At 46.4% G+C, this 22,986-nt stretch carries 22 protein-coding genes and 1 pseudogene; 18 read left to right on the top strand and 5 right to left on the bottom strand.

What is annotated here, in order from left to right; genetic code table 11:
• The 3 genes and pseudogenes from Q7P67_RS12670 to Q7P67_RS12680 form a co-directional block, all read right to left on the bottom strand.
• A pseudogene (locus Q7P67_RS12670) lies at positions 1 to 1,231 on the bottom strand (flagellin); the annotation flags it as partial.
• 652 nt (positions 1,232 to 1,883) lie between these two features.
• Entirely contained in the window at positions 1,884 to 2,999 is a 1,116-nt protein-coding gene (locus Q7P67_RS12675) for an ATP-binding protein (RefSeq protein ID WP_303852612.1), read from the bottom strand.
• A 145-nt stretch (positions 3,000 to 3,144) separates the two neighbouring features.
• Entirely contained in the window at positions 3,145 to 3,714 is a 570-nt protein-coding gene (locus Q7P67_RS12680; RefSeq protein WP_303852613.1) for a type II secretion system protein, read from the bottom strand.
• A 218-nt stretch (positions 3,715 to 3,932) separates the two neighbouring features.
• Between Q7P67_RS12680 and rpmE the strand changes: the two genes are divergently transcribed.
• The 18 genes from rpmE to rho all read left to right on the top strand — a co-directional run bounded on the left by rpmE (position 3,933) and on the right by rho (position 20,867).
• Positions 3,933 to 4,142, top strand: a complete 210-nt coding sequence (rpmE, locus tag Q7P67_RS12685; RefSeq protein ID WP_303852614.1) for a 50S ribosomal protein L31 — start codon at positions 3,933 to 3,935, stop codon at positions 4,140 to 4,142.
• A 10-nt stretch (positions 4,143 to 4,152) separates the two neighbouring features.
• Positions 4,153 to 4,884 (top strand): FAD-dependent thymidylate synthase, encoded by a 732-nt coding sequence (gene thyX / locus Q7P67_RS12690; RefSeq protein ID WP_303852615.1) that lies wholly within the window; start codon positions 4,153 to 4,155, stop codon positions 4,882 to 4,884.
• A 131-nt stretch (positions 4,885 to 5,015) separates the two neighbouring features.
• A complete protein-coding gene (locus Q7P67_RS12695) occupies positions 5,016 to 5,918 on the top strand; it encodes a DUF1385 domain-containing protein (RefSeq protein WP_303852616.1) in 903 nt (300 codons plus the stop codon).
• A 7-nt stretch (positions 5,919 to 5,925) separates the two neighbouring features.
• The gene (prfA, locus tag Q7P67_RS12700; protein WP_303852617.1) at positions 5,926 to 6,993 is read left to right on the top strand and encodes a peptide chain release factor 1; all 1,068 of its coding nucleotides are present in this window, start codon (positions 5,926 to 5,928) and stop codon (positions 6,991 to 6,993) included.
• The gene (gene prmC / locus Q7P67_RS12705; RefSeq protein WP_303852618.1) at positions 6,993 to 7,808 is read left to right on the top strand and encodes a peptide chain release factor N(5)-glutamine methyltransferase; all 816 of its coding nucleotides are present in this window, start codon (positions 6,993 to 6,995) and stop codon (positions 7,806 to 7,808) included. Before prfA ends, prmC begins: the two co-directional genes overlap by 1 nt.
• On the top strand, positions 7,793 to 9,052 hold the full coding sequence (gene murA, locus Q7P67_RS12710) for a UDP-N-acetylglucosamine 1-carboxyvinyltransferase (protein ID WP_303852619.1): 1,260 nt from the start codon (positions 7,793 to 7,795) through the stop codon (positions 9,050 to 9,052). Before prmC ends, murA begins: the two co-directional genes overlap by 16 nt.
• Positions 9,052 to 9,684: an ATP phosphoribosyltransferase gene (hisG, locus tag Q7P67_RS12715; protein ID WP_303852620.1), complete on the top strand. Its 633-nt coding sequence runs from the start codon at positions 9,052 to 9,054 to the stop codon at positions 9,682 to 9,684. Before murA ends, hisG begins: the two co-directional genes overlap by 1 nt.
• On the top strand, positions 9,681 to 11,927 hold the full coding sequence (gene bamA, locus Q7P67_RS12720; protein ID WP_303852621.1) for an outer membrane protein assembly factor BamA: 2,247 nt from the start codon (positions 9,681 to 9,683) through the stop codon (positions 11,925 to 11,927). The genes hisG and bamA overlap by 4 nt, the downstream gene beginning before the upstream one ends.
• A 34-nt stretch (positions 11,928 to 11,961) precedes the next feature.
• Positions 11,962 to 12,480 carry an OmpH family outer membrane protein gene (locus Q7P67_RS12725; RefSeq protein ID WP_303852622.1) on the top strand — a complete coding sequence of 173 codons (519 nt, stop codon included), beginning with the start codon at positions 11,962 to 11,964 and terminating at the stop codon, positions 12,478 to 12,480.
• On the top strand, positions 12,480 to 13,493 hold the full coding sequence (gene lpxD / locus Q7P67_RS12730; protein ID WP_303852623.1) for a UDP-3-O-(3-hydroxymyristoyl)glucosamine N-acyltransferase: 1,014 nt from the start codon (positions 12,480 to 12,482) through the stop codon (positions 13,491 to 13,493). Before Q7P67_RS12725 ends, lpxD begins: the two co-directional genes overlap by 1 nt.
• Positions 13,480 to 13,911: a 3-hydroxyacyl-ACP dehydratase FabZ gene (gene fabZ / locus Q7P67_RS12735; protein WP_303852624.1), complete on the top strand. Its 432-nt coding sequence runs from the start codon at positions 13,480 to 13,482 to the stop codon at positions 13,909 to 13,911. Before lpxD ends, fabZ begins: the two co-directional genes overlap by 14 nt.
• Positions 13,912 to 13,954: 43 nt before the next feature.
• Positions 13,955 to 14,728: an acyl-ACP--UDP-N-acetylglucosamine O-acyltransferase gene (gene lpxA / locus Q7P67_RS12740; RefSeq protein WP_303852625.1), complete on the top strand. Its 774-nt coding sequence runs from the start codon at positions 13,955 to 13,957 to the stop codon at positions 14,726 to 14,728.
• Between the two features lie 15 nt (positions 14,729 to 14,743).
• Positions 14,744 to 15,544, top strand: coding sequence for an LpxI family protein (locus Q7P67_RS12745; protein ID WP_303852626.1), 801 nt, complete (start codon positions 14,744 to 14,746; stop codon positions 15,542 to 15,544).
• A 4-nt stretch (positions 15,545 to 15,548) separates the two neighbouring features.
• Positions 15,549 to 16,016: a chemotaxis protein CheX gene (locus Q7P67_RS12750; RefSeq protein WP_303852627.1), complete on the top strand. Its 468-nt coding sequence runs from the start codon at positions 15,549 to 15,551 to the stop codon at positions 16,014 to 16,016.
• 8 nt (positions 16,017 to 16,024) lie between these two features.
• Complete coding sequence (locus Q7P67_RS12755; protein ID WP_303852628.1) at positions 16,025 to 16,807, top strand: A24 family peptidase; 783 nt, start codon at positions 16,025 to 16,027, stop codon at positions 16,805 to 16,807.
• 92 nt (positions 16,808 to 16,899) lie between these two features.
• A complete protein-coding gene (gene tyrS / locus Q7P67_RS12760) occupies positions 16,900 to 18,102 on the top strand; it encodes a tyrosine--tRNA ligase (protein WP_303852629.1) in 1,203 nt (400 codons plus the stop codon).
• Between the two features lie 9 nt (positions 18,103 to 18,111).
• Complete coding sequence (locus Q7P67_RS12765; RefSeq protein WP_303852630.1) at positions 18,112 to 19,368, top strand: DUF1015 domain-containing protein; 1,257 nt, start codon at positions 18,112 to 18,114, stop codon at positions 19,366 to 19,368.
• Positions 19,369 to 19,625: 257 nt separating this feature from the next.
• Positions 19,626 to 20,867: a transcription termination factor Rho gene (rho, locus tag Q7P67_RS12770; protein ID WP_303852631.1), complete on the top strand. Its 1,242-nt coding sequence runs from the start codon at positions 19,626 to 19,628 to the stop codon at positions 20,865 to 20,867.
• Between the two features lie 412 nt (positions 20,868 to 21,279).
• Here the strand turns inward: rho and Q7P67_RS12775 are convergent, their stop codons facing one another.
• Together Q7P67_RS12775 and Q7P67_RS12780 are read right to left on the bottom strand one after the other, a co-directional pair.
• Positions 21,280 to 21,639: a flagellar protein FlaG gene (locus Q7P67_RS12775; RefSeq protein WP_303852632.1), complete on the bottom strand. Its 360-nt coding sequence runs from the start codon at positions 21,637 to 21,639 to the stop codon at positions 21,280 to 21,282.
• Between the two features lie 60 nt (positions 21,640 to 21,699).
• On the bottom strand, positions 21,700 to 22,986 hold a 1,287-nt coding region (locus tag Q7P67_RS12780), incomplete at its 5' end, for a flagellin (RefSeq protein ID WP_303852633.1).

Consider the following 22,986-nt stretch of genomic DNA (forward strand, 5'->3'; position numbering starts at 1 on the left):
AGTAAACGGTTACGTTGTTATAGTCGATAACGTCGTCGCCGTTGTCAGCTTTGGTCAGAGCGTTGTCGTCGGTATACTGGATTGTCGGTCCTGCCTGTCCTGCGGGTCCGCCTGATATCTTGATGGTACCGCCGCCGGAAGAAGCTGCTCCTGCAACAGTAGACTGTCCGGAAATGCTCATCAGTATCTTGTCGCCTTCCTGAATTTTACCGGCAACACCGATTGTAACTGAAGCATCAATAGCGGGTCCGCCGCCGCCTGTACTTTCGTTGAAAGTAACTGTTCCGTTGGAAACAGTGGCACCTGACATAGTTGCCCATTCGCCTACAGCGCCTGTTTTTGCGTTGATGAATCTTGCAGAAACGCTTACTGAAGATGAAGCGGAAGTAACTTCGCCGTCAAATTTGATCTCAAGGTAACCGGAATCAGCGAAAGTTGTGCCGCCTGTTCCGATTCCCGCTGATGAAACGGAGAAGGAAGAACCTGTCTGCTGGAATGTTGCAGTAACTGTTGCGGATGCGTTTTCAACGGCTGTGTCTCCTACGTTGACTGTGTAGTAGCTTGTGCCGGAAGTCGCAACTGTTTTGATGTCTGTTACGGAAGAAATGTTAGTGTCGTTCTCTGTTCCGCCCGCAGTTGTTATCTCGCCGCCGACAGAGTCGGTGTTCAGCGTCATAACGTCTGTTTTGTAAACGGCGTTCTTGCCTGCTGTAACTTCAACATTGAGGTTATAGTTGCCTTCAGCGACTTTACCTGTGACGGCTACTTCGATAGCCGAAGGTTTGTCTGTTGAAGAGAGTGCTGTTGCATCGCCGTTGAGCAGTTTTTTAGTGTTGAACTCTGTTGAAGAAGCAACGCGGTCGATCTCTTCTTTAAGCTGATCAACCTCTTTCTGTATCTCTGCGCGGTCGTTTGAAGTATAAACGCCGTTTGAAGCCTGTACAGCAAGCTCTCTCATTCTCTGAGTCATTTCCTGAATGGTTGAAAGACCGCCTTCAGCAGTCTGGAGCATTGAAATACCGTCCTGGGCGTTCATGGATGCTCTTTTAAGACCTGAAATCTGCCCGCGCAGTTTCTCGGAAATAGCGAGACCGGAAGCGTCATCGGCTGCGCTGTTTATTCTGAGACCTGAAGAGAGTTTCTCAAGGTTTTTGGATATGTTGCCGCTTGTCTGGTTGACATAATTTTGCGCAACGAGAGAGTTCACGTTGGTGTAAACTGTGAGTGCCATGATATTACCTCCATGTAATATTTCCCCGGCTTCCATGCCGGTGGATATAAAATTAATGGCAAACGTAATGTTGTCACAGAGCAATACAATATGCTCTAATTCCAAATTGTAGGTTTTAGCTTACGTCTTCAGAGTGCCTTGAAAAAGGATGCACCTCCATCGGGAACAGAAAACAAAAAAGACCGACGCTGTATGTCATACAGTCATCGGTCTGATTGCTTCAGTACCTTTTCTTATTCTATTGTCGTGGTATTAGTATCGTCTGGAATGCCGAGAAACTTTACGGATTTTGTTTATTTTTTGACCACTTATTTTTATTTTTATGGAAACCCGTGCGCAGAGCGGGTTTTCGCTGAAATGTTAAAAATGATTGAAGTATTTAATATTTTATTGATTACACTAATTCAGCATATATCCGTTGCGTGAATTATATTGAAATGGTGGTCGGAAAATATCCACTGTATTAATGATTACCGCTGACACAATTTTTAAAAGTGAACACGGCGGCTGAACAGCGGAATGATAAACGCGTTTATTAATGAGACATCATAAAAGATTATCTGATGTTTTTACGAATATAAAAGTTGTGCATCTCTGCGAACCCTGCAAGGGGAAGCTGTTTCTGTTTTGCTCTCTCCTTTGGCAAAGTGCATTAACAATATTTCATAATATATTCCGCAAGCACCTTATCATTCAGCTTCCACATGCCGCAGCAGTTTTCCAGATAGCCTTCTTTTTCCTGATTTTTTATCGTGTTCTGCATAGTTTTGAGAGTGATTGAATGCTTTTGCAGGTATGCGGCTGAATATGGTTCGTCAGTCGGATTTTTTGCAAGCGCTATGAACGCCTCACGCTGTTTCGGCGGGATGGATTCAATAATTTTGCCGAAATAATACCGATATGATTCAAGGAGTTCTGCGAATGTTTCATCTATGATCTGTTTTGTGACGTCATATTCTGTATTGATGTATGTGTGCAGCCCCAGCAGTTGAACGTAAAACGGCATATTATCGACCTTGTTTATAAGATAGTAGGCGTTTTCTACAGAGCACTGTTTTTTCTGCGAGTTGAATTTATCTGCAACATACTGCGCAAATTCATCAATGGGCAGCTTTTCCAGAGCAATTATGTCCGCACTTTTATAAAACGGTCTTTTCTTATTTGTAAAGATGTCCTGCATGATGCTTTTTTTACTTCCGATAAAGAAGAAGGATGCGCTTACAGACTGTAGGACTGAGCGGAGTATTGCTTCTGCCTGCTCCGCATCCTTAATGTCGGTGATATCCTGAAATTCATCAAAGGCAATGTTGACAGGGAGTTCGGAGTTCTCAACGGTTTTTTTCAGTGCGTCCAGTGTTTCTGTGAGCAGTTCAAGTCCTTTTTTATTTCCTGTTTTCAGAAGCGAGAGTGAGTATCCGGCGGTGACTGCATCGTATTGCAGGACGGGTTTGTATGCGAAAAAGAATGTCGCCGCTTTTTTGAAAAGGGATTCTCTGTTCCGTATGCTTTCAAGTATCGAGTATGAGAGTTTTTCACAAAAATTATCTATGCCGGAAACGGCTGATATATCGCAGTAAACGGTTATAGCTTTTCCGGCTATTTCGTTCTGCACTCTTTTGACCAGAGAGGATTTTCCAAATCGTCTGTCAGAGAGTATGACTGCGTTGTTTGCTGACATAGCAAGGTTTTTCAGCAGGTTTATCTCTTTTTTTCTGTTGCAGAAGTCCTCGTTGTTTTTTAATTCCGTAAGAGTAAAAGGGTTTCTCATCGTTATCCTCTTTGGATTATCTAATAAGGATAATCTAAAGAGGATAATAGGCGTAATAAGCTATTCTGTCAAGTATTGGTAAGGCTTAGAGCAAAAAAAAGCGGCTCGATGTGAGCCGCTTTATGTATGGTTAGTTGAGGTGTTATCAGTCAAGGCTGATGCAGATGGTGCCCGTTGCTCCATCGGTAGATGAGTATGCTGTAGCTGCGGTAGCAGTGGCGCTTGCAGCATGTCTGATTTCCCCTGTTGTTCCGTTGTCGTCATCAAACAGCCTGTCAAGTGAATCGGCATTCTTATCGAGAACACTGTTAAAACAGGCAAGGTTGTTGTTTGTAAATCCCATAACAGCGGTGGCTGTTACTCCGGAAGTTGCTGTCATTGAACCGCCAAAAACGTGGTTCGGGATGCTGTCTGTTGTTCCGGCAGTATCAAACAGATTCTCACTTCTGAGTTCCTGCCAGAAATTAACATTATCAGATATTTTATTATCTCTGTCAGCATCTGTCTGAGAATCGGTAATATCACCGGGAGTGTCCCCTGTTCTGTCAAGATAAGCAAGGTATGCAGTCTGAACATTTTGGTAGTCTCTGTAAAGTCTCTTAGTTTTGGCGTTTGTCACAAGTTCAGTTCCTTTAACAACGCCGCCAAGAATAACACCGATAATCATAAGCACTATAGCAAGTTCTACCAGAGTAAAACCTTTGCTGTTGTTCATATAACTCCTCCTGTTGTAAAATTGTCGAATAACAAATAATACTACAAATCATATCAAAATCAACATGTAAAAGAGCTATACATAATATATTCACACGATTATGAAAATATATTTGTATTGCACCTTTGCGGCTATGGTCTATTTTTATGTTGAATCCCCCGAATGGTTGTGATATAACCCTTGTTCCATTGTGAAAGATAATCCCAGAGGTAATATAGATGAAAAAAGATATCCATCCTAAAGTGAACAACGTTGTTTTCAAATGTGCGTGCGGTGCTGAAATCCCCGCTACATCAACTGTAGCGCCTGAAAAAGCAAGCGTTGCTATTTGCTCTTCATGCCACCCCTTCTTCACAGGCAAGCAGAAGTTTATCGACACTGCCGGCCGTGTAGAGAAGTTCATGAAGAAATACAACAAAGCAAAATAATTTTAAAAGCATGGAAAACAGCGGCGGCAGCGCACACGGGCTTAATGTTAAGCTGATTGCTAAAACAGCCGACGGAGAGCTTGTTTCCGCGTTGGCCGCTAAACTGTGCTATTCTGATTCCGACATCGGCGGGCTGCTTGAAAAGATCAGCAGCAAAGAACAGTCGGATTTCATTCAGAAAATAGTGTCCATGGGGCACCACTCGGTATTGGAGCACCTTAACTTCACATTCGGCGTTGAAGGTGTATCCCGCGCTCTCACCCATCAGCTTGTGCGCCACCGCATAGCCAGCTACTCACAGAAATCCCAGAGATACGTTAAGCACGGTTCGCAGTTCGAATACATCACTCCGCTCACAATAGCAGACAATCCCGAACTTCTTGCGCAGTATGAAAAAGCGATGCAGGACATCGGTAAGGCATACGAGGTGCTGCTGAATGCGGGAATTCCCGCAGAGGACGCACGATACGTTCTGCCCAATGCCTGCGAAACCAAAATAATCATAACTATGAACGCACGCGAACTGCTCCATTATTTCTCTATCCGCTGCTGCGAAAGGGCACAGTGGGAGATACGCGAAATGTCATTTCAAATGCTCAGAATATGCCGTAAAGAGGCGCCGTCTGTTTTCGGCGATGCCGGACCCGGATGCGTCCGCGGAAAATGCCCCGAAGGTACCTTCACCTGCGGAAAGGCGAAAGAAATCAGAGAAAAATTTACAGATAAGAAAAACTTTCTTTAGCGTTTTTGTTCTATAGTCTTATATTTCAACACAGATTGCTTCGCTTGCGCTCGCAAAGACGTTTTGTTATCTCTGCGAGGTCTTTATGTGCTAAGCAGTCTCATTTGGTATCCGAAAAAAGGAAGTGAATAATGGCAAAACCAAACATTGGCGGACAGGCGGTTATTGAGGGCGTTATGATGCGCGCTCCCGAAAGATTCGTCATAGCCGTCCGCAAGAGTGAAAAAGAGATAGTCCTTAAAAAAGAGGACGTTAAACTGGACAGAAACAAGATATTCAAAAAACCCCTCATCAGAGGTCTCATAGCACTTTACGATTCACTCATCCTCGGCATCCGCGCACTCAATTTCAGCGCGTACCATTCAACAGGCGAGGGCGAAGAGCACATGAGTAAGTCGGCAACCATTTTCAGCATGGTGACAGGCATAGGGCTTGGGCTTCTGCTCTTTATCTACCTGCCTTTGCAGGTTACTGAGCTTATGAAACATATCATGCCTTCCCTGCACACCTCTTCGCTGCTTTACAATGCGGTGGACGGTGTTATCCGTGTGATATTTTTTGTGCTGTATGTCTGGGGCATATCGTTTCTGAAAGACATAAAGCGCGTTTTCCAGTATCACGGAGCGGAGCATAAAGCAATTTTCACTTATGAAGAGGGTCTGGAACTGAATGTTGAGAATGCCAGAAAGATGAGCCGTTTTCACCCGCGTTGCGGAACCAGCTTCCTTATTATACTGATGCTGGTGTGCATACTGACCTTTTCGCTTATTCCCAACGATGCTAACTTCTTTATAAAGCTGGGCGCAAGGCTTGTGTTCATCCCTGTCATAGCGGGTGTGAGCTATGAAATACTGAAACTCAGCGGAAAGTTTCATAAGAATCCGATCGTAAGGTTTCTGATAATGCCGGGGCTTCTGCTCCAGAAGATAACCACGCAGGAACCGGACGACAGCCAGCTTGAAGTGGCTCTTATCTCCATCCGCGCATCGCTGGATATGGAGATACCCGAAGAGGGAATTACAATAGTAGACTGAGGAAAAGATGTTTGACAAACTGCAGGAAGTTAAGACCAAGTACGAAGAGATGACAAAGCTGCTCACCGATCCGGAAGTGATATCGGATCAGGAGCATTTCATGAAGATATCCAAGGATCATGCGGAGATGCGCCCCGTCGTTGAGAAATACGATGAATATATGGCGGTCAAGCACTCGCTGGAAGAGGCTAAAAGCATCATCGCATCATCAGGTGATAAAGATCTTGTTGAGCTTGCTGAGATGGAACTTGAGGAGAACAAGGACACCCTTGAGCGCATGGAGGGTGAGCTTAAAAAGCTCCTGCTTAAAAAAGACCCTTATGACCACAAGAACATCTTCCTTGAGATACGCGCCGGAACGGGCGGAGACGAAGCATCGCTTTTTGCTGCCGTGCTTCTGAAAATGTATTCAAGATATGCGGAGATGAACGGCTGGAAAGTTGAAATAGTGGATTTCAACGAAACCGGCGTCGGCGGATATAAAGAGGTCGTGGCGCTCATAAAGGGCTACGGCGCATACAGCAAGCTGAAATTTGAAGCGGGCGGACACAGGGTTCAGCGCGTGCCTGAGACTGAATCGGGCGGGCGTATCCATACTTCAGCCTGTACTGTTGCGGTACTCCCTGAGGCGGAGGACGTTGATGTTCAGATAGAACAGAAAGACCTTCGTGTGGATGTTTACCGTGCAGGCGGCGCAGGCGGACAGCATATCAACACAACTGACTCGGCTGTGCGCATGACGCATATTCCCACAGGTATTGTTGTCACATGTCAGGATGAGAGAAGCCAGATAAAGAACCGTGAAAAAGCCATGAAGCTGCTGAAATCGCGTATCCTTGAAGCGGAGATTGAGAAAAAGAACTCTGCGGAGGCTGCAAGCAGAAAGCTGCAGGTGGGTTCCGGTGACAGAAGTGAACGCATCAGAACATATAACTTCCCCCAGAACAGGGTTACCGACCACAGGATAAAGGAGTCTGCCAACCTCGACAGATTTCTGCTCGGTGAACTGGAGGATATGATAGAGGCTACGATAGCCTTTGATCAGGCAGAGAGACTCAGAGAATCGGGGCTTTGATGAAGCTGGCGGAGTTCATCGGGTATGTCCGTGAAAACTGCCTGGCGAATCGCCACGATGCACTGGAATTTGCATCGAAAGCGTTTTCAATAGAATATTCACAAGTGCCTCTGCACCTGTCGGACGAAGTTGTGCCGACGGAAGGGGTTCAGAAGATGCTGGACAGGCTCGGAACAGGCGAACCTCTGGCATATGTCATTAATAACAAATCATTTTACGGTCTTGATATGTATGTGGACGGGCGGGTGCTGATACCCCGCCCTGAAACGGAACTTATTGTCAGTGAGGTTCTTTCCATGTTTTCTGCTGAAACGGAACTGAGAATACTGGATATATGCACAGGTTCCGGCTGCATTGCGGCGGCTCTCCTTGAACAGCGCCCGCTTTGGACGGCGGACGTTCTGGACATAAGTGCGGAGGCTCTTGCTGTTGCGGAAATCAATCTGAACAGGTATGCTCATGGAAGGTTCCGTTTAAAACAGGGAAACGCTCTGGACACGGCTGATTATCCGGATGGCAGATATGATATAATCACATGCAATCCTCCTTATCTCACTGAAAAAGAGTGGGAGGATTCACCTAAATCCCTGAAATTCGAGCCCAAAAATGCCCTGAGCGACGGTGGCAGCGGGCTTTCGTTCTACAAAAAACTATTGGACATGATACCCGATTTATGCCATAAAAACGGGGTGGCGCTCTTCGAGCTTGGGTTGGGACAACATGAGGTTGTATCGGGCTGGGCTGAAGGGCAAAAATATAAGATTATCAAGGACTATCAAGAGATAGAAAGGGTACTGGTTTGGACAAACTCGTAATAGAAGGCGGTCGTGAATTAAACGGCACAATACGCATCAGCGGCGCGAAAAACGCTGCACTCCCCATCCTCTCCGCTGTCATTCTTGCGGAGGGGGAATACAACATCAGCGAAGCTCCCGAACTGGTTGACATTTCAACAATGCTCAAGCTCCTGAAAGAGTTCGGTATTTCATCCGAAAGAACAGGAAAATCGGTTAAAATAAACACAGTTTTCGACCCCGAAGCGTTCACAGCTCCCTATGAGCAGGTAAAAACCATGAGGGCGAGCGTTCTTACTCTCGGACCGCTTCTTGCCAGAAAGGGCAGGGCAAAGGTTTCTCTGCCTGGCGGATGCGCCATCGGCGAACGTCCCGTTGACCTGCACCTGAAAGCTCTTGAGGCTATGGGTGCTAAGATTATTGTTGAACACGGTTATATCGACGCGGAATGCCCCAAGCTGAAAGGCGCTATAATTAACTTCGACATAGTCACCGTTACCGGTACTGAAAATATAATGATGGCTGCGTGCCTTGCAGAGGGCGAAACCGTTCTGCGCAACGCTGCGCAGGAACCGGAAGTAGTTGACCTCGCGCACTTTCTGAAAAAGATGGGTGCAAGGATAACCGGCGAGGGTACAAGCGAAATACGCATCATAGGCGTTGAAAAACTCCACAGTGCTGACTACTCAATCATGCCCGACCGTATTGAAGCTGGAACCTTTATCTGCTGTGTCGGAGCGGCCGGCGGAAGCGTTGAGATAACCAACGTTCCCGTTGACGTTATGCGCACCACACTGGACAAAATAGCCGAGACAGGGCTTAGAATAGACAGGATAAACAGTTCAACAATCAGGGTTACAAAAGATAAACCGCTGGTATCAACCGACGTTTCAACGGCTCCTTATCCTGGCTTCCCGACGGATATGCAGGCGCAGTTTATGAGCCTTATGACTGTTGCGAATGGTTTTTCCGTAGTTACTGAAAACATTTTTGAAAACAGATTCATGCACGTTGCCGAGCTTAAAAGGATGGGCGCGGACATCAAGCTGAAAGATAAATCCGCCATGATACGCGGCGTTAAATCCCTTATGGGAGCACCCGTGATGGCTTCCGACCTGCGCGCCAGCGCCAGCCTTGTCATAGCCGGGCTTATGGCGGAAGGAAAAACAGAGGTTTCAAGGCTGTATCACCTCGACAGAGGATATGAGGATTTTGTTGAAAAACTCAGCGGTGTCGGTGCAAACCTCTCAAGGGTAAAGGAATAATGAGAACAGACGACTGTATAAACGTTGCTCTGCCGAAAGGCAGACTGGCGGAAGATACCATAGATCTTTTCCTGAAAAAAGGAATTACAAGAGAAGGGGTTGTGGATTTCAACTCCCGTATGCTCACTTTTCATGATGAAGAGAACAACATAAAATTCATGATGGTCAGGAATATGGACGTTTCCACCTATGTTAAGCACGGCGCCGCGGACATCGGCGTTGTGGGCAAAGACATACTGCTGGAATCAGCCGCCGAGGTATACGAATACCTTGATCTCGGTTTCGGATACTGCCGCCTCTGCGTAGCAGGGGTGAAGGATTCCGACCTTTCATACCGTCACGACATGGTGGTTGCAACAAAATATCCCTCGCTGACAAAGAACTTTTTTGCAGGTAAGGGTGTCTTCGTTGAGACCATCAAACTTTACGGCTCTATCGAGCTTTCTCCGATAGTCGGTCTTTCGGATTTCATTGTTGATCTGGTTTCCACCGGACAGACTCTGAAAAAGAACGGTCTGGTGGAGGTTGAAACCATGCTGGAATCGACCGCACGCCTAATCGGAAATAAAAGTATGGCAAAAGTTAAGTATCAGAGGATAAGGGAAATATTGGAAGTTGTGGAGTCGGCATGAGGAAATTCTATTTTTTTTTTATTGCGTTAATACTCATCTCATTTAACGCACTTGCAGCCACTATAGACTCTGTGGAGATAACGGGAAACCGCAGAGTACCCACCGCTACTATTCAGAAATATACAGTTAAAGAGGGTTCGCAGTTTGACCTTGCCGCAGTGGACAAGAGTATCAAAGATCTGTTCGCCTCCGGTCTTGTAACGGATGCAACGGTTGACATGAAGGTGGACGACGACAGGCTGGTTCTCGTTTACACCGTGTCTGAAAAACCCTATGTAAACAACGTATACTTCAACGGAAACTCAGAGATAAAATCTAGGGTTCTGGAAGAGACCGTCACTCCCATGTCCGGTCAGCTTCTGGACAACAAGAAGGTTGAGTCCAACCTTCTGCTGATACAGGAAAAGTATGCTGATGAGAAATTCTATTCGGCAAAGATAACCACCGAGGTTGAGGAACGCGGAAACAACTCTGTTGACGTGGTCTACTCAATCGACGAAGGCGTTCAGGCTAAGGTTTATGACATAAAGGTGGTAGGCAACAAGCACTTTAAGTCCAAAGAGATTCTGAAAGAAATGGAAACCTCCAAAAAAGGTTTCTGGTCATGGCTCTCCGGTTCCGGAAAGCTCAAAAAAACCGAACTGCGCACCGATATGGAAAAAATACGCGCGCTGTATCTGAAAGACGGCTATGCAAAGGTGCAGGTTGGCGAGCCTGACATCGTTATTACCGACGACAAGAAAAAAATCTATATAACAATTAAAATTGACGAAGGCATCCGCTATAAAGTCGCAAACGTTGACTTTGCAGGATATGAACATTCAAATCTTGATGAACTTAAAAAAGCAGCAACACTTAAAACAGGCGACTGGTTCAACGTTGAAACCTATCAGAACGACATAAAATCCATTACCTCCGTGTTCACAGAAAAGGGTTACGCATATGCGAACGTTGACCCGGAATCAAAAATGAACGACGAAGCTGCCACAATCGACCTTAAATATAATGTTGAAGAGAATATGCTGGTTTATATCAGCAGGATAAACATCAGAGGCAATACGAAATCAAGGGACAGGGTTATCCGCCGCGAGTTTGACATAGTTGAGGGCGATCTTTACAACAGTGCGCTCATAGCCGATTCCAAGCGCCACCTTGAATACCTCGATTTCTTCGATCAGGTGCGTATAGCCGAAACGAGAGCAGGAAACGATCAGGTTGACCTTGATGTCGACGTAAATGACAAAATGACCGGTATGTTCAGCATGGCTGCGGGTTACTCCAGTGTCGATAAACTGATAGGTACCGTTTCACTCACACAGAAAAACCTGTTCGGTATGGGGTATGAGCTGACGACAAAGGCCGAGTTTTCAAGCAGCAAAGCGGACTATACAATCAGTTTCGTTAACCCCTGGCTGTTTGACAGACCATACAGTTTCAGCGCAGACCTGTTCAAAACCAACAGGGAATACGACGACTACGATAAAAAATCAAAAGGTTTCGCTTTTGGTATAGGTCACCAGATAATCAAACGCAGACTCTTCGGAAGCGTTAAGTTCAGATATGAAGAGAACGAAATCACAAACATAGAGGATTACGCCGCGGACATCATTAAAGCGCAGGAGGGTGAGTCCAAGATTATCAGTATCACCCCCACTCTGAGATGGTCTTCCACAAACCACCCGTATCTCCCCACAAAGGGTAACCAGAGTTCTGTATCCCTTAAACTGGCCGGCGGTCCCCTTGGCGGCGACTACTCGTTCGGTAAACTGGGCATGGACACTTCTCAGTATGTCACACTGTTCTGGAAAGTTGTCTTTATGGCACACCTTGAGGGCGGATATATCCAGATGTTTGACGACAACGACGCGCCCATCGCGGAACGTTACAGACTTGGCGGTATGTACAGCATCAGAGGCTACGAATACGGAGATATCTCTCCGGCGGATGAAGACGGCAATAAATTCGGCGGTACGAAATACATACAGAACAACTTCGAGCTTGTGTTCCCGCTGGTTTCCAGCGCGCAGCTCATGGGTGTTGTGTTCTTCGATCAGGGACAGGCATATGACGACGACGAAGCCTTTTTCAAACGCGACCTTGTCAGGTCTTACGGTGCAGGCTTCCGCTGGTACAGCCCCATCGGACCGCTCAGATTTGAATACGGACAGCCCATTAATCCGGATTCTGAGGAAGGGCTTTCAAACAAAGGCAGATGGGAGTTCTCCATCGGCGGTATGATATAACGGACATAATATCCAATAGGAGGATTTTAGTATAATGAGAACCAAACTTTTCTTTCTTCTGCTGATAATGGCGGTATTCTCCGCATCGGCATATGCAAAAATCGGCGTTATCGACTTTCAGAAAGTTCTGAAAGAGTCTGACGGCGGTAAAGACGTTTACGGAAAACTTCAGGCAAAGGCGGACGAGTATGACAAAAAACTCTCCGCTGCCAATGAATCTATAAAAAAGGCACAGCAGGAATACGCTGCGAAAGAGAGCGTCGCAAACGACGACTACAAAGACAAGAAAAGAGCTGAAATCCAGAGAATGATAAGAGATTTCAACCAGAACAAGGACGACTATTCCAAGGAACTTAAAAGACTTGAAATGAGATATCTGAAATCAATTCAGGACGATGTGCTGAAAATCGTTGAATCTCTCGGAAAAGAGCTTGATATGGAAGTTATTATTGAGCAGAACAACTCCGGCGTACTGTACCTCAACCCGAAAGTTGACATCACAGACGTTGTTATCCAGAGATACAACGTTGTGTTCAAACAGCAGAAAAAATAATGAAAGCGTCTGTTCTTGCTGAAAAAATCGGGGGCAGGCTTATCGGGGCGGACACAGAGGTTTCCTGTGTGTCCTCTTTCGAGGATATAAGAAAGGGTGCCCTTGTGCCTCTTCTGGTCAAGGAACTTCCCGAAGGCGTACTTGATTCCGATGCCGCTGCGTTTCTCATTAAAACGGGAGAATCGCCTGCCGACGGTAAAACGTGCATCGGGGCGGACGACCCTGAGATGGCTCTTGTGGCGGCTCTTTCCGAGCTTTATCCGCGACCGGAAAAAGAAGCGGGTATACACCTCAAAGCCTTTGTTGCCGAATCCGCTGAAATCGGTCAGAACGTCTTCATAGATGCGTTCGCATACGTCGGTGAAAACTGCCGTATAGGCGATAACTGCATCATACATGCCAATGTGAATATCGCCGACGGCGTTGTTATGGACGAAGGATGCGAGATTTTTCCCAACGTAAGTCTATACTCCGGCACAAAGCTGGGCAAGCGTGTAATGATACACTCCGGTTCAGTAATAGGTGCGGACGGCTTCGGATATTACCAGCGGGGCGGAAAGAATGTCAAGATCCCCCACGTCGGCGGAGTCATGCTTTGTGACGATGTGGAAATAGGCGCGAATAGCTGTGTTGACAGAGGAAAATTCAGCGACACGGTTATAGGTGAAGGAACCAAGATAGATAATCAGTGTATGGTGGGTCACAACTGCGTACTCGGCAAAGGCTGCATCATGGCTGGTCAGGCGGCTCTGGCGGGAAGCACAACCCTTGGCGACTATGTCGTTATGGGTGCGCGTTCCGGAGCGGCTGATCACCTTAAAATCTGCTCAAAAACGATGCTTGCCGGACAATGCGGCGTGATTTCCGATATAGACAAACCCGGTATATACGCCGGTTTTCCCCATACATCCAGAAAAGGCTGGCTGCGCGAGATCGTGCTTCTGCGTTCTCTGCCAGAGACTGTTAAAAGGATTGATGAGATTGAGAGGAAACTGAACGATGATGGACATTAGAGAAATAATGACAAAACTGCCCCACAGATACCCTTTTCTGCTCGTTGACAGGGTTCTGGAGATGGACAGCGAAAGCATAACAGCTATAAAGAACGTAACAATGAACGAACCCTTCTTTCAGGGTCACTTTCCTTCATACCCCGTTATGCCCGGCGTGCTTATCGTCGAGGCTATGGCGCAGGTTGCGGGTATACACACCATTTCAACCGCTTCTGAAGTGCCTGAGAACGCACTCTTCTTTTTCATGGGCGTTGACGGCGTTAAATTCCGCAGACAGGTTGTTCCCGGCGACCAGCTTGTCATGAAGATTCAGGTTATCAAAAAGAAAAAAGACCTTGTAAAAGTTAAGGCGGAAGCGTTTGTTGACGGTCAACTTGCATGTGAGGGCGAACTCACAGCGATAATGCGCGGAGCTTAAAAGGCACCGAACGCATTGTCTGAAAATAAGCGGAGCGTAAAATATGATTCATAAAGACGCATTAATAGACCCGTCCGCACAGATAGCGGACAGCGCAATAATTGAAAAAGGGGCGTTCATCGGCAAAAACTGTGTTATAGGCGAAAACGTTTTCGTCGGATACAATGCCGTTATCGAACGCGACACAACCGTCGGTGACGGAACAAAAGTATGTATGAATGCACATATCGGCGGAGACCCGCAGGATTACAGCTTCAAAGGCGAAGATACGAAGCTGATAATCGGTAAAAACTGTCTCCTGCGTGAATTCTGTACCATACACAGAGCCTCCACAAAAGAGGACGTCTGGGAAACCGTTGTGGGTGACAACTGTTTCATCATGTCATACGCACACATAGCCCACGACTGCAAACTGAGGAACAACGTTACAATGACCAGCTTTTCCGCTCTCGGCGGACATTGCCGCGTAGGTTCTTTTGTGAACATGGGCGGATTTGCCGCAGCGCACCAGTTTGTGCGCATCGGTTCCGGCTGTATGATAGGCGGAAAGAGTACTCTCCTTAAAGACGCGCCCCCTTACTGTCTTCTTGCGGGAACTCCCGCTGAGCTTGAGGGACTGAACAGTGTCGGTCTTAAACGCCGCGGTATAGGTCCGGAGGTGCGTATGGAGCTTAAACGTGCTCTGTCAATCTATATGGATCTCACCATAAAACTGGCTGATCTCCCCGAAGAACTCTCCTTCCTCCATCCCTATCCTGAGGTTGTTGAGTTCATAGATTTCATCAAAGACAGCAAAAGAAGTTTTGTAAGAGGCTGATAAGAGAGGGAATGTTTGAAAGCTGCCGTTGTTGCCGGATATGGCACACTGCCAAGGATCGCCGCTGAAAATCTGCTTAAAAAAGGGCACAGCGTACTTGTTGTTGCGCTGGACGAAGCTGTCAGCACAGGATTTTCCGACATTCAGGGCATAAGCCTTGAAAAGATAAGCGTGACACAGGTCGGCAAACTGATAAAACTTCTTAAAAAATATGACATAGAGAGCGTCCTGTTCGCCGGAAAGGTGAACAAGGCGCTCATCTTTTCCAATCTGAAATTCGATCTGCTCGCCGTAAAAGTGCTTGCCGGACTGAAAAACCGGAAGGACGATACCATTATGGATGCGATATGCAGGCTTGTAACCGACGAAGGGATGCAGATTATGGAGCAGACCTATGCTCTGGACAGCCTGTATATGCAAAAAGGTATATATAGTAAGCTGAAACCGACTCCCGAGCAGGAAAAAGATATTTTATTCGGATACGATACCGCGAAAGAGCTGGGAAGACTCGACGTCGGACAGACAGTGGTAGTAAAAAACAGCGCTGTTATGGCACTGGAGGCTATTGAAGGCACCGATCAGGCAATCGAGCGCGGATGTCGTCTTGCTAAAGAGGGTGCTGTTGTTGTTAAATGTGCAAAACCGTCTCAGGATTTAAGATTTGATATTCCGACAGTCGGTATTGACACGTTAAAAATTTTAAATGATAATAAGGGCAAGGTGCTCGCCGTGGAGGCAGACAGCACCTTTGTCGTAGAAATAGACAAATGTATCCGCTTTGCGGATGAAAACAAACTGGTATTTTTGGCAATATAAGAGAATGAAAGCTGAACACATCAATCCTTTTATAACTTCAACCAGCGAAGTTTTCAGAACCATGCTGAGTATAGACCCTGTGCGCGGACAGCTCTATGTCAAAACAGGCGAAAAGCTGCCCTATGACATTTCCGGCATAATCGGTCTTGCGGGCGAAGCGTCTGGTTTCGTCATAATAAGCATGACGGAGACCCTTGCGCTCAAAGTCGTTGAAAAGTTCATCGGTGAGAAAAAAGATAATATTGATGAAGATGTTATGGACGCTATCGGCGAAATTCTCAACATGATTGCAGGTGGTGCCAAGCAGATATTTTCCCGTACCGGTGTTAAATTTAAAATTTCAATTCCTAACGTGGTTGTCGGAAAAGACCACGTTGTCGGTAAACAGAAGAACGTTCAGTGCCTCGGAATGACCTTTAAGGTCGGCGAGGAGTCGTTTGTCATCGAAGTCGCCCTTAAAGACGTTAAATAGACTTTATCGTGGAAATTTTCAAACCAATATATATTTTTTTAATTGGAGCTTGTCTCGGTAGCTTCATGAACGTTTTGACCTACCGTCTCCCAAGAGGACTCAATATCGCATATCCCCCTTCTTCCTGCCCGAAATGCGGACAAAAAATAAAGTTTTATGATAATGTCCCGATACTTTCATGGCTTATTCTTGGCGGAAGATGCAGGAACTGCAAATCACCCATATCGCTGATGTACCCGCTCACAGAGCTGGCGGCGGCGCTGCTGTTTCTTGCCTGCTATATTAAGTTCGGGCTGAGCCTTGAGATGTGGCACGGCTGTGCCGTGATTTTCTTTATGCTCGCTGCGGCTTTAGCGGACGTTTTTACAGCAGTTGACGAAAATTTCGAATGCGGAATCATTCCCGACACCCTCAATCTGGCGGGGTTCGTGACCGGATTCGCGCTTTCATGGGCGCTTTACGGCACATTCACCTTTCCTCTTTACGGTGCTCTAACGGGTTTTCTCGGTCTGTTCATACCATCGTATCTTTTTAAGATAATACGCAAAAAAGAGGGTATGGGAGGCGGCGACATAAAACTTATGGCGGTTGTCGGTGCCATGCTCGGTATAAAATCCATTTTTTTTGTAATTTTCGCTTCCGCGTTCCTTGGCGCTGTGTTCGGAATTACTTTGCAGCTTGTTTCCAGACAAAAAAACATTATGCTTCCTTTTGGTCCGTTTATAGCTGCCGCATCAATAATATACCTGTTTTATTCCCCTGTTTTCGACACACTGCTATACAGCAGGTGAGTGAAAAATAACCATCGCGCTCTTGAACATTGCTTTAATATCGGCTATAACAAAAGACTATTTTAAAAGACCGTATTACGGTCGGAGGAAAAGTGTTAAGACCCGAAGAACAACTGGAACAGATTAAACGGGGAACGGAAGAGATCATAAGCGAAGAGGATCTGCTGAAAAAACTTCAGAAATCCTATGACGAGGGCAAACCGCTCAGAATAAAAGCGGGATTTGACCCGACAGCACCAGACCTTCACCTCGGACATACTGTTCTCATCCAGAAACTGAAACACTTTCAGGATCTGGGGCATCAGGTGATATTCCTTATCGGGGATTTCACAGGCATGATAGGCGACCCAACCGGCAAGAGTGAAACCCGCAAGGCTCTGACGAAAGAGCAGGTTCTGGCAAATGCTGAGACCTATAAAGAGCAGGTTTTCAAGATACTCGACCCAGCAAAGACTGAAGTTGCCTTCAACAGCACATGGATGGAGAAAATGAACTCTCAGGATATGATAAGACTGGCTTCGCAGTATACCGTAGCCAGAATGCTTGAGCGTGACGATTTCTCCAAAAGATATGCAAACAACAAACCCATAAGCATACATGAGTTTCTGTATCCCCTGGTACAGGGTTACGACTCCGTTGCCCTTAAAAGCGACGTTGAGCTTGGCGGAACAGACCAGAAATTCAACCTTCTCGTCGGACGCGACCTGCAAAGGTCACACGGACAGGCTCCGCAGGTGGCGCTTACCATGCCCATCCTCGAAGGTCTGGACGGCGTGAACAAAATGTCTAAATCTCTGAACAACTATATAGGAATAGCGGAATCACCAGCCGATATGTTCGGCAAGATGATGTCCATATCCGATGATCTGATGTTCAGATACTATCTGTTGCTCTCCGATAAATCCCTGAGCGAGATAGACGCACTCAAAAAAGCTGTTGCCGAAGGTTCCAGACACCCTATGGAAGCTAAAAAGGAACTAGCTGTAGAGATAATCACCCGTTTCCACTCCGCCGACGCAGCGGTAAAGGCGAGGGAAGGTTTCGAGAAAATATTCTCAAAACACGAAAATCCTGATGAAATGGTAGCGTGTGAAGCGAAAACCGACGAAAAGCTAGTTGATATCATCGACAGACTGAAATTTGCACCCAGCAAAAGCGAAGCAAGGCGCACAGCCAAAGCCGGCGGGGTGTATATCGACGGGAATAAAGTTGACAGTATAGACATCACCCTTGATAAGGGCGAATACGTATTAAGGGTCGGCAAGAAGAATTTTGCACGACTGACAGTTAATTAGGAGGACACAGTGTCTATTGTAAGACCTTTTGCGGGCGTACGTTACAACCTTGAGGAAGTGCTTCTGAAAAGTGTTGTGGCTCCCCCATATGACGTCATTTCCCCTGAAATGAAGCAGGCTCTGAAAGATAAAAGCCCCTATAACGTGGTGACACTGGATCTCCCCGACGGCGCGGATGACAAATACGACAACGCCGCCGCACTTTATAAACAGTATTGCGACAATAAGATACTCATAAAAGACGAAAAACCTTCATTCTATGTTTATGAGCAGGTCTACACCTACGGCGGAAAGGAATACGTCCGCACAGGTTTTGTCGGACTTCTTAAACTGGAAGAACTGGGTAAAGGTTCCGTCTACCCCCATGAAAAGACCCTTTCAGGTCCCAAAAAGGACAGATTTGAGCTGATGAAGGCTTGCAAGACAAATTTCAGCCAGATATTCGGTCTTTACATGGACAAGGACAACCGCATGAACCTTGTCTTCAACGAAGCGAAAAAGAACATGCCCACCGCCTCCGCAATGGACGAAGACGGAGTTAAGAATACCATCTGGTCTGTCAGCGGCGACAACACCGTGCGCATGATTGAAGAGTTTATGAAGGACAAGGCGATTTACATTGCCGACGGTCACCACAGATATGAAACGGCGCTGAACTACAGAGACCATGCCCGCAAACAGAACGCGGACATGGAGAACGAGGAGAAGCCCTACGACTATGTAATGATGATGTTCGTCAACTTCTACGACGAAGGTCTCAAGATATTCCCCACACACAGAGTGCTTGAAGTGGATTCCGCGTTCAGCTTTGAAGGATTCCTTGATAAGCTGCGCTTCGACTTCACCATCGAAAAACTGGCGGATGCGAAAACTGCGGATACTTTTGTTAACGACCCTGCGGGCGGACGCTCCATGGCTTTGTACTATGACAACACCTACTACGGCATAAAAGCCCACGACGAGGTCATAGAGAACCTCAGTCAGGTATACCGCAAGGTGGACACATACCTGCTGCAGGAGGGCATCATGAAGAAGTTCATGAATGTCACCGACGAAAGACTTCTTAAAAAAGAGGGTGTGTATTTCGTGCAGACTCTTGACCAGATTGAAAAACTTGCGGCGGACAAAAAAGCCGTCGGTTTCATACTGAAAGGCGTGGATATCGACATCGTGCGTGAAATTTCCGAAAGCGGGATGGTTATGCCGCAGAAATCCACATATTTCTACCCGAAACTGCAAACCGGACTTGTTATTTACCAATTTTAAGGGGCTTTTCAGCCCCTTTTGTTTTACAGAGTGCTGCGTATTTTTTCGGCAACACGATAAATGACAGCTTGACAACTGAGAGTTATAGGATTAAATATATCAAAAGTGCAGACAATCCCTGCGTCTGTTTCAGGATGTCGTTTCCCGTAATTAAATCAATACATTTAAACTGGTACCAACTGTTAAACAAACCCGTTGTTAATTTATGAATATTATTCGACACAACCTTTTATACTATTATCTGAATGGAGAAAATCGTGAATCTTAACGATCTTAAAAAGAAAGCCATTGAAGAGCTTGTCACCATTGCAGATTCTGTCGGTATTGAAAACTCCGACGGTCTGCTGAAACAGGAACTTATCTTTGAAATCCTCAAAACTACAAGCGCCAGAAACGGACAGATATACGGTCAGGGCGTTCTGGAGATCCTGCCCGACGGCTTCGGATTCCTCCGCTCACCGAATTACAACTATCTGCCCGGTCCCGATGATATATATGTTTCACCCGCGCAGATACGTAAATTCGGTCTGAGAAACGGGGATACCGTCGCAGGGGAGATAAGACCACCCAAAGACAATGAAAAATATTTCGCACTCCTGAAGGTTGAAGAGGTAAACTTTGAAACCGCAAACAGGATGAGAACCCTTTTCGAAAACCTCACGCCTCTTTTCCCCGAAGAAAGACTCCAGCTTGAATACAAACCCGCAGCATACGAAACAAGGATCATGAACCTCATTTCCCCCATCGGTAAGGGACAGAGGGGACTTCTGGTTGCGCCTCCCAAAACAGGTAAGACCATGCTGCTGAAAAGCATCGCCAACGCAATCTCTGAAAATCACCCCGAAGTTTATCTGATCATACTGCTTATAGACGAGCGCCCCGAAGAGGTTACCGACATGCAGAGATCGGTTAACGCAGAGGTTATCAGCTCAACCTTTGACGAACCTGCATACAGACACGTTCAGGTCTCTGAAATGGTTCTGAACAAAGCAAAAAGACTTGTTGAACATAAAAAGGACGTTGTTATCCTTCTGGACTCAATAACTCGTCTTGCGCGCGCGTACAACTCCATTGAGCCGCCGTCAGGCAAAGTTCTTTCAGGCGGTGTGGATTCAAACGCACTTCATAAACCTAAGAGATTTTTCGGCGCAGCGAGAAACATTGAAGAGGGCGGTTCGCTCTCCATCATCGCAACAGCGCTTGTGGATACTGGTTCCAGAATGGACGAGGTAATCTTTGAGGAATTCAAAGGTACCGGTAACATGGAACTCCACCTTGACAGAAGACTTGTCGAACGCCGTATCTTCCCTGCTCTTGATATCAACAAATCAGGTACCAGACGTGAAGAACTGCTTCTTACAAAAGAAGAACTGAACAAGGTATGGATACTGCGCAGATTCCTTGCGAACATGAACAGCATCGACGCTATGGAGTTTCTGCTTGATAAGATGAAAGGGACGAAGACTAACGCGGAGTTCCTCGACAACATGGGTAAATAAAAGCGTCTTTAACGCTTCACATTTCATCGTTGAAAAATAGAAAATATTGCTCATGTACTTATACGTACACTGCGCAGATTTTCTATTTTTCGCCTTGAACTGCTCGGTTCAAGCCACTTTTTATAAATCTTTTTTTGGCGTCTGTATGCGGCGCATTATTGCGTCAGCCTTTCCTCAGAACTGCTCACATACCTTGTATGTATGCTCGCAGCCCGTTCGGAAATTCTTCCTTATGCTTCTTGCATTCAGCCACCAGATTTAAGATTGTTTTTCTTTATTTATTTTCAGGATGAAATTCGCTTACGTGACCGCGCAGGGAGGCATTTGCCGAATGGAGCGTTAGCGTAAATTCTCCAAGGGTGGAAGAATTACCGTAAATAAGAAAGGGGCACCCAAAAGTGCCCCTTTCGTCTCATGACGTGCTGTCGTATAAAATTCCTACCATTTCCCGAATGTTTTTAGATAGCTTGATAGCCTCTTCGGATGGTATCTGTCTTATAACCTTCTGATCGTCCTTATCGATGATCTTAACGACCACATCGTTTATTGAGTCATCGACTCTGAACTCACGTCTGACATTCAGAGAATCAAGGGTCAGGTTAAGATCCTTTACCGCAGTGTCAACCTCTTCTTTCCGGGGCTGTTTCGCGGTGTCCTTATTCTCATTTTTGCTGCCCTCTTTTGCAGGCACAGTCTGGCGTTGTTCATTCGTGTATGCAACATTGCTGGTTCTGGTGTCTGCGGCAGTTGGTGTTGTGCTTATGTTTGTCATAATCCACCATCCTTGCACTAAGGGGTCTTCTCAAAGGAAGACCCCGTTTACGGCAAACTTTTAACCAAGAAGTTGCAGAGCCAGCTGAGACTGAGCGTTTGCCTGAGAAATCATGGCAACGCCTGCCTGGCTGAGTATCTGGTTTCTTGTGTAGTCTGACATTTCTGAAGCCATGTCGAGGTCGCGGATTCTGGATTCGGAAGCTGTCAGGTTTTCTCTTGTAGTGTCAAGACCGGTGATGGTGTACTCAAGTCTGTTGATCTGAGCACCGATAGTGGATCTCGCACTGGATATTTTGTTAAGCGCAGCGTCTATAGCTGTTATTGCCGACTGAGCGCTCTCCTGATCAACCATCAGAACATTGTCAAGACCAAGTGCCTCTGTGTCTGACTGAGCTATGCTTGTGTTGATGGTCTGACCTTCGTTCGCACCTATCTGCAGCTCTGTTGAGTTGTCAACAAGGTGAAGTTTGATGTCTTCGTTGTCGCCGGCATCAAATGTCATTGATTTCTTGTCGTCGTCCCATGAGATGTCAAGACCGAGTGCGCTGTCTATTTTAACTTCCACACCTGCGATAACGTTTTTCAGGGTATAGTCGTTAACTTTGTCGGAACCTACTGTTTTGCCTGAGTGCGCGTCTGTAACTGTTACTGTCAGTTCGCTGTTTTCACCGTTCTGAATTTTAGCGAGTGAAAGCGCGTTGATAAGGTTCTCGTCGCCTACGAATGACAGTTTGCTGTCGTCTCCGAGTTTCGCTGTCTGGATTACGAAAGTACCCTCAACAGCTTCGTTGGAGTTGTCTTTTTTGGTAGTTACAAAGTTGACAAGGTTGTTGTTGACATCAGAAACTGTGTCGCTGGTGTCGGTAGTTGCACCCATGCCGAGAGATTTGATAGCGTCAGACATTTTTGTTTCAAAATCTGAGATGGTATCGTCGCCCTCAAGGTAGATGGTCTGTGAAGTACCGTTACCGAAGATTGTAAGTTCCTGAGTCTGTTCAAAGATGTTGCGTCCGTCATCTGTTGTGAACAGAGCGATGTCTTTCAGCTTGGTTGCTGTTGTCGCAACTTCTCCGCCGCCTCTCACCTCAAGGTCGAACTCGCCTGTGGAGGTCTTGCCGTTGGGTGTTGCAGCAGTGTTGTCCGCTTCTTTGAAGTTCATTGTCATGGAGCCGACGTCAAGGTTACCTGTTGCTGAGTCCATAGCAGCGTAGTAAACGGTTACGTTGTTATAGTCGATAACGTCGTCGCCGTTGTCAGCTTTGGTCAGAGCGTTGTCGTCGGTATACTGGATTGTCGGTCCTGCCTGTCCTGCGGGTCCGCCTGATATCTTGATGGTACCGCCGCC

Origin of the sequence: Seleniivibrio woodruffii (assembly GCF_029267515.1) — a bacterium.
GTDB classification, from domain to species: domain Bacteria; phylum Chrysiogenota; class Deferribacteres; order Deferribacterales; family Geovibrionaceae; genus Seleniivibrio; species Seleniivibrio woodruffii_A.

Excerpts from the sequence above, each read along its gene's own strand:
- prfA (WP_303852617.1), top strand. The coding sequence starts at position 5,926 with ATGTTTGACAAACTGCAGGAAGTTAAGACCAAGTACGAAGAGATGACA.
- Q7P67_RS12750 (WP_303852627.1), top strand. The coding sequence starts at position 15,549 with ATGAAAGCTGAACACATCAATCCTTTTATAACTTCAACCAGCGAAGTT.
- thyX (WP_303852615.1), top strand. The coding sequence starts at position 4,153 with ATGGAAAACAGCGGCGGCAGCGCACACGGGCTTAATGTTAAGCTGATT.
- lpxA (WP_303852625.1), top strand. The coding sequence starts at position 13,955 with ATGATTCATAAAGACGCATTAATAGACCCGTCCGCACAGATAGCGGAC.
- Q7P67_RS12725 (WP_303852622.1), top strand. The coding sequence starts at position 11,962 with ATGAGAACCAAACTTTTCTTTCTTCTGCTGATAATGGCGGTATTCTCC.
- rpmE (WP_303852614.1), top strand. The coding sequence starts at position 3,933 with ATGAAAAAAGATATCCATCCTAAAGTGAACAACGTTGTTTTCAAATGT.
- lpxD (WP_303852623.1), top strand. The coding sequence starts at position 12,480 with ATGAAAGCGTCTGTTCTTGCTGAAAAAATCGGGGGCAGGCTTATCGGG.
- Q7P67_RS12695 (WP_303852616.1), top strand. The coding sequence starts at position 5,016 with ATGGCAAAACCAAACATTGGCGGACAGGCGGTTATTGAGGGCGTTATG.
- Q7P67_RS12680 (WP_303852613.1), bottom strand. The coding sequence starts at position 3,714 with ATGAACAACAGCAAAGGTTTTACTCTGGTAGAACTTGCTATAGTGCTT.
- hisG (WP_303852620.1), top strand. The coding sequence starts at position 9,052 with ATGAGAACAGACGACTGTATAAACGTTGCTCTGCCGAAAGGCAGACTG.
- Q7P67_RS12775 (WP_303852632.1), bottom strand. The coding sequence starts at position 21,639 with ATGACAAACATAAGCACAACACCAACTGCCGCAGACACCAGAACCAGC.
- fabZ (WP_303852624.1), top strand. The coding sequence starts at position 13,480 with ATGATGGACATTAGAGAAATAATGACAAAACTGCCCCACAGATACCCT.
- Q7P67_RS12675 (WP_303852612.1), bottom strand. The coding sequence starts at position 2,999 with ATGAGAAACCCTTTTACTCTTACGGAATTAAAAAACAACGAGGACTTC.
- bamA (WP_303852621.1), top strand. The coding sequence starts at position 9,681 with ATGAGGAAATTCTATTTTTTTTTTATTGCGTTAATACTCATCTCATTT.
- prmC (WP_303852618.1), top strand. The coding sequence starts at position 6,993 with ATGAAGCTGGCGGAGTTCATCGGGTATGTCCGTGAAAACTGCCTGGCG.